General features: G+C 72.3%; 6 protein-coding genes and 1 riboswitch. Of the genes, 1 reads left to right on the forward strand and 5 read right to left on the reverse strand.

The features are described from left to right. From JGS39_RS37025 to JGS39_RS37045, 5 genes are all read right to left on the reverse strand, one after another. Positions 1–508, reverse strand: a 508-nt coding sequence (locus JGS39_RS37025) for a Sec-independent protein translocase family protein (RefSeq protein ID WP_505391880.1), incomplete at its 3' end; no start/stop codon positions are given. 50 nt (positions 509–558) lie between these two features. Beyond that, positions 559–1,476, reverse strand: a complete 918-nt coding sequence (metF, locus tag JGS39_RS37030) for a methylenetetrahydrofolate reductase [NAD(P)H] (protein WP_219574159.1) — start codon at positions 1,474–1,476, stop codon at positions 559–561. A 122-nt stretch (positions 1,477–1,598) separates the two neighbouring features. Then, positions 1,599–2,252 (reverse strand): thiamine phosphate synthase, encoded by a 654-nt coding sequence (thiE, locus tag JGS39_RS37035; RefSeq protein WP_219574160.1) that lies wholly within the window; start codon positions 2,250–2,252, stop codon positions 1,599–1,601. A gap of 103 nt (positions 2,253–2,355) precedes the next feature. Then, positions 2,356–2,721 carry an Rv2175c family DNA-binding protein gene (locus JGS39_RS37040; protein WP_219574161.1) on the reverse strand — a complete coding sequence of 122 codons (366 nt, stop codon included), beginning with the start codon at positions 2,719–2,721 and terminating at the stop codon, positions 2,356–2,358. A gap of 69 nt (positions 2,722–2,790) precedes the next feature. After that, positions 2,791–3,966 (reverse strand): NAD(P)/FAD-dependent oxidoreductase, encoded by a 1,176-nt coding sequence (locus tag JGS39_RS37045; RefSeq protein WP_219574163.1) that lies wholly within the window; start codon positions 3,964–3,966, stop codon positions 2,791–2,793. A gap of 213 nt (positions 3,967–4,179) precedes the next feature. After that, positions 4,180–4,292: riboswitch (TPP riboswitch) on the forward strand. Here JGS39_RS37045 and thiO point away from each other — a divergent pair. Next, on the forward strand, positions 4,290–5,454 hold a 1,165-nt coding region (gene thiO / locus JGS39_RS37050), incomplete at its 3' end, for a glycine oxidase ThiO (RefSeq protein WP_219574162.1). It overlaps the preceding riboswitch by 3 nt.

Genomic DNA, 5,454 nt, shown 5'->3' on the forward strand with positions numbered 1-5,454 from the left:
ACGGGTCGTACGCCGCGTACTGCGGCTGCTGGGGTTCCTGGTGCTGCCCCTGCTGCGGGTGGTGGTCGGTGTAGACGCCGTACTGCCCGGTGTCGTCCGGCAGCGGCTCCGGGGCGTAGACCGCGGCCGGTCCGGCCTGCGGTGCGGCCTCCGGCTGCCGCGGCGCCTCGTGGTCGTACTCCATCTCCAAGTCCGATACCTGGAGCGTGGGTTCACGGTCGGCACCGCCACGGCGGCGGCGGCTCTCGCCGGGGCTGCCCCCTATGGCCCAGCCCGTCGAGAAGCCGCGGCGGAAGGAGAGCGTGACGTACGTCTGGCCGGTCGCGAAGGCGATCGCACCAAGGGTGATGACGAACACGGACGGCATCAGCACACCGACGACGACACCGGCGAAGCCGGTGAAGGCGAGCAGGCGCCAGCGCAGGCGTGCCTTGTACTGCAGCAGCACCTCACCGAGCAGCCACAGCGCAACGATGCCGAACGCGATGTAGAGGACCGTCCAGCCCATGCCCGCCCCCTTCTACGGCCACCGCCCCGGGTCGCGGCGGGTACGGCCGGTCACGACTGCTTGTGCAGTCCGAGATTCTCGTAGATTTCGAGCGTCGCTGTCGAGTTGTTCAACGTGATGAAGTGCAGCCCGGGGACACCCTCGGAAAGCAGCTTCGCGCAGAACCGCGTTGCGAAGTCGATGCCAATGGAGCGTACAGCGGCGGGATCGTCCTTGACCGCGAGGATCCGTTCTTTCAGATCCGCGGGCAGCGTCGCGTTGCTGAGCTGCGCGAATCTCTCCAATTGCCGGACGCTCGTCAGCGGCATCACCTCGGGGATGATCGGGGTTTCGCAACCCGCAGCGACCACCCGGTCACGCATCCGGAGATAGGCGTCCGGATCGAAGAACATCTGCGTGATCGCATAGTCCGCACCGGCGCGGCACTTGTCCACGAAATGCCGGATGTCGGTGTCCCAGTCGGCGGAGCGCGGATGCCTTTCGGGGAATGCCGCGACGCCGACACAGAAATCGCCGGATTCCTTGATCAGCCGGACGAGGTCCGCCGCGTAGTGCACGCCCTGCGGGTGTTCGACCCACGGACCCATCGGGTCGCCCGGCGGGTCGCCGCGCACGGCGAGGATGTTCCGGATTCCGGCGTCGGCGTACTGCCCCACCATGTTGCGCAGCTCGGCGATGGAGTGGTTGACCGCCGTGAGGTGCGCGACCGGGGTGAGGGTGGACTCGGCGGCGATGTCCTGGGTCGCCTTCACCGTCCCGGACCGGGTGGATCCGCCGGCCCCGTACGTCACGGAGACGAAGCTCGGTCCCACCGCCTCGACCCGGCGCAGCGCGTTCCAGAGGTTCCGCTCGCCCTTCTCGGTCTTGGGCGCCCAGAACTCGAACGAGTACGAGGTCTTGCCGGTCGCGAGCATCTCACGCACGGTGCGCGCGTGATCTGTCCTGGTGGAGGGTGTGCCAAGGGCCATACCGGCAGGTTAACCAGGGCGCGGCGAGCTCCCAACCGAACTGGGGCGATTTGGCTTGATTGCCCGATCTTTGTCCACACTTCGGACACTCCTGTCCCGAAGCGGCCCCTCCGCCCGCCCGGTCACACGCCGGCGCGGTCCCGGATCCTTCCCGCCAGCGCGGCGGCGGCGGCAGCCGGATCGGAAGCCTCGGTGATGGCCCGCACGACGACGACCCGGCGCGCTCCGGCGTCCAGCACCTCGTCGAGGTTGCCCGCGTCGATCCCGCCGATGGCGAACCACGGACGGGCGGGGGTGAGCGAGGCGGCGTAGCGGACGAGGTCCAGCCCCGGGGCGTGCCGGCCGGGCTTGGTCGGGGTGGGCCAGCAGGGGCCGGTGCAGAAGTAGTCGACACCGGGCTCGGCGACGGCCGCGTCGACCTCGGACGCGGCGTGCGTGGAGCGGCCGATGACCACGTGCTGGCCGATGATCGCGCGGGCGGCCCGGACCGGCAGGTCACCCTGGCCCAGGTGCAGCACGTCGGAGCCGATGGCATGGGCGACGTCGGCCCGGTCGTTGACCGCGAGGAGCTTGCCGTGGCGCTTGCAGGCGTCGGCGAAGAGGGCGAGGTGTTCGAGCTCCTCGGCCGCTTCCATGCCCTTGTCGCGCAGCTGGATGATGTCCACACCGCCGGTCAGGACCGCGTCGAGGAACGCGGGAAGGTCACCCTGGCGCCGGCGGGCGTCCGTGCACAGGTAGAGCCGGGCGTCGGACAGCAGCGCGCGAGGCGTGGACATGGTGCGGTTCCCCCCGGGGAAAGGCGACATCGATTCGGTTCGTCGGTGCCGCGCGGGGATGCGGGCCGCACCGAGCGGCCCGCATCCCCCGTGCGGCAGCGGGTCAGACGGCGAGCGCCTGGGCGCGGCGCTTCACCTCCGTGCCGCGATTCTCACTCAGCGCCTGCGCGGGCGTGCCCGGCAGACTCGGGTCGGGGGTGAAGAGCCATTCCAGCATCTCCGCGTCGGAGTAGCCGTCGTCCCTCAGGAGCGTCAGGGTCCCCGAAAGGCCCTTGACCACCTTGTCGCCGTCGATGAAGGCGGCAGGCACCTGGAGCGCCCGGTTCTCACCACGTCGTACGGCGATGAGCTGGCCGTCCTTGACCAGCTGGCGTACACGCGTCACCTCGACACCGAACATTTCGGCGATGTCGGGAAGGTGGAGCCAGGCGGGGACGAGAGCATCGATCTTTGCGTCAATCTCGGTCACGGGGACAAGCGTGCCATCCCGGACCGACAGTCGGTACCCGGGCCGACCGTACGGGGGCCGGTCGGGCCGTCAGAGCGTGGCCGATTTCAGGGGCACGGAGGGGTCGGCGACCCGGTCCGGGTTGAGTTCCGCCCCCGATTCGACGAGTTTGCGCCCCTGCGCGAGATCGCGCGGACGGCCGACGGCCAGTACGGCGACGAGCACACCGTCGCGCAGCCAGCACACCGTCCACGACGGCTCGGCCGGATCGCCGCGCCACACCAGGGCGTCGGCCCCCGTGTGGTGGCCCGCGTACTGGACGAAGCGGCCGAACTGCTCGGACCAGAAGTAGGGCACGGGGTCGTAGACCGGGGGCCGCTCCTCGCCTTCCGCGGCGGTGATGGCGGCGGCGACGGTGCGGGGGCCCTGGAGGGCGTTGTCCCAGTGGTGGACGAGCAGGCGCTCGCCGTAGCGGGCGGAGGGGAAGGACGCGCAGTCCCCGACCGCGTACACGTCGGGCAGCGAGGTGCGCAGGGACGCGTCGGCGGTCACCGACCGGTCCGGGCCGAGCTCGATCCCGGATCCGGCGAGCCATCCGGTCGCGGGCCGGGCGCCGATACCGACGACGACCGCGTCCGCCGGAAGGGTGCGGCCGTCGGCCAGGACCACGCGGCCGGGTTCGATGCGGGCGACCCGGGCGCCGGTGAGGAGCGCGGCGCCGCTCTCGGCGTACCAGCCGGCCATGGGTGCGGCGACCTCGGCGGGCAGTGCGCCCGCGAGCGGGCGGTCGGCGGCCTCGACGACGGTGACCGCGCAGCCGGCCGCGCGGGCGGCGGTGGCGAACTCGGCGCCGATCCAGCCCGCGCCGACGACCACGACGTCGTGCTGCCGCTCCAGGACCGGCCGCAGCCGGGCGGCGTCGTCCAGGGTGCGCAGGAGGTGGACGCCCGGGACACCCTCGGAGCCGGGCAGCACCAGGGGCTCGGCGCCGGTGGCGACGATCAGGACGTCGTAGGGTACGGGCCCGTCCGGGGTGTCCAGTTCGTGGTCGTCCGCGCGCAGCGCCGACACGTCCAGGCCGAGCCGCAGGGTGACGTCCAGCGCCTCGAAGTCGATGTCGAAGGCGGAGTCCTCGGCCTTGCCGAGCAGGACCGCCTTCGACAGCGGGGGCCGGTCGTACGGCTGGTGGGGTTCGGCGCCGATCAGCGTGACGGGGCCGGTGAAGCCCTGTTCCCGCAGGGCCACGGCGGTCTGCACGCCCGCCATGCCCGCTCCGGCGATCACGACGCGGCGGCGGTGCCGCGGCCCTGTCTGCTGCTGTCCGGTCTGCTCGTCCACCCGTCCACCTTAAACACCTGACGGTTCGTCAGGAAGACGGTTCCCGTGACGCGACCGCCGGATCGCCTCCCTGGGGCCCGCGTTCACGGCACCGGCGGCTCCCTTGCCGGGGGCGCGGGCCCGGGGTTTAGGGTGGCCGTGCACATCACTCGCGGGAGCCCGGACGCACCGGGCTGAGAGGGAGGCTGGACGGCCTCCGACCGTACGAACCTGATCCGGGTCATGCCGGCGAAGGGAGGGGCTGGACGCCCATGCGTATGCACCGTACGAACGGGTCCGACGTCCTCGTCATCGGGGGCGGCATCATCGGCCTGGTAACCGCCTGGCGGGCCACTCAGCGCGGCCTGGCCACCGCGGTCGTCGATCCCGCACCGGGCGGCGGCGCCGCCCAGGTCGCGGCCGGGATGCTGGCCGCCGTCACCGAACTCCACTACGGCGAGGAGACGCTGCTCGGCCTCAACGTCGCCTCCGCCGCACGCTATCCGGCGTTCGCGGCCGAGCTGGAGGCGGCGAGCGGCCAGGAAATCGGCTTCCGCGCCTGCGGCACCCTGGCCGTCGCGCTCGACGCCGACGACCGCGCCCATCTGCGCGAACTCCATGCCCTGCAACGCCGCTCGGGACTGGACTCGGAGTGGCTCACCGGCCGTGAGTGCCGCCGCCTGGAGCCGATGCTCGCACCCGGCGTACGCGGCGGGCTGCGGGTCGACGGCGACCACCAGGTCGACCCCCGACGGCTGGCCGCCGCGCTGGTGGCGGCGTGCGAACGTGCCGGGGTCGTCTTCCACCGCCAACGGGCCGAGCGGCTCTCGGTCACGGGCGGCCGGGCCGCAGGAGCCGTGCTGGCCGACGGTACGCAGCCGGTGGCCGATCAGGTGGTACTCGCCGCGGGCAGCCTCAGCGGCCGGCTCGCGGGGGTGCCCGAGCACGTCCTGCCCCCGGTCCGCCCGGTGAAGGGCCAGGTGCTGCGACTGGCCGTGCCTCCCGCGTACGCCCCCTTCCTCTCCCGCACCGTGCGGGCCGTGGTCCGGGGCAGCCACGTCTATCTCGTACCGCGCGAGAACGGCGAACTGGTCATCGGCGCCACCAGCGAGGAGATGGGCTGGGACACCACCGTCACGGCGGGCGGTGTGTACGAGCTGCTGCGCGACGCGCACGAGCTGATGCCGGGCATCACCGAACTGCCGCTCACCGAGACCCTCGCCGGTCTGCGCCCCGCCTCCCCGGACAACGCCCCACTGCTGGGCCGCACCGCGCTGCCCGGCCTCCATCTCGCCACCGGCCACCATCGCAACGGGGTGCTGCTCACCCCCGTCACCGGGGACGCGATGGCACAGCTGCTGGCCGAAGGCGATCTGCCCGAGGTGGCACGCCCCTTCTCCCCCGGCCGTTTCTCACCCGCCGCCCCCGTACGTCAGG

This window comes from Streptomyces poriferorum (assembly GCF_019399235.1).
Taxonomy (GTDB): Bacteria; Actinomycetota; Actinomycetes; order Streptomycetales; family Streptomycetaceae; genus Streptomyces; species Streptomyces poriferorum.

Excerpts from the sequence above, each read along its gene's own strand:
- metF (WP_219574159.1), bottom strand. The coding sequence starts at position 1,476 with ATGGCCCTTGGCACACCCTCCACCAGGACAGATCACGCGCGCACCGTG.
- thiE (WP_219574160.1), bottom strand. The coding sequence starts at position 2,252 with ATGTCCACGCCTCGCGCGCTGCTGTCCGACGCCCGGCTCTACCTGTGC.
- JGS39_RS37045 (WP_219574163.1), bottom strand. The coding sequence starts at position 3,966 with ATGGCGGGCGTGCAGACCGCCGTGGCCCTGCGGGAACAGGGCTTCACC.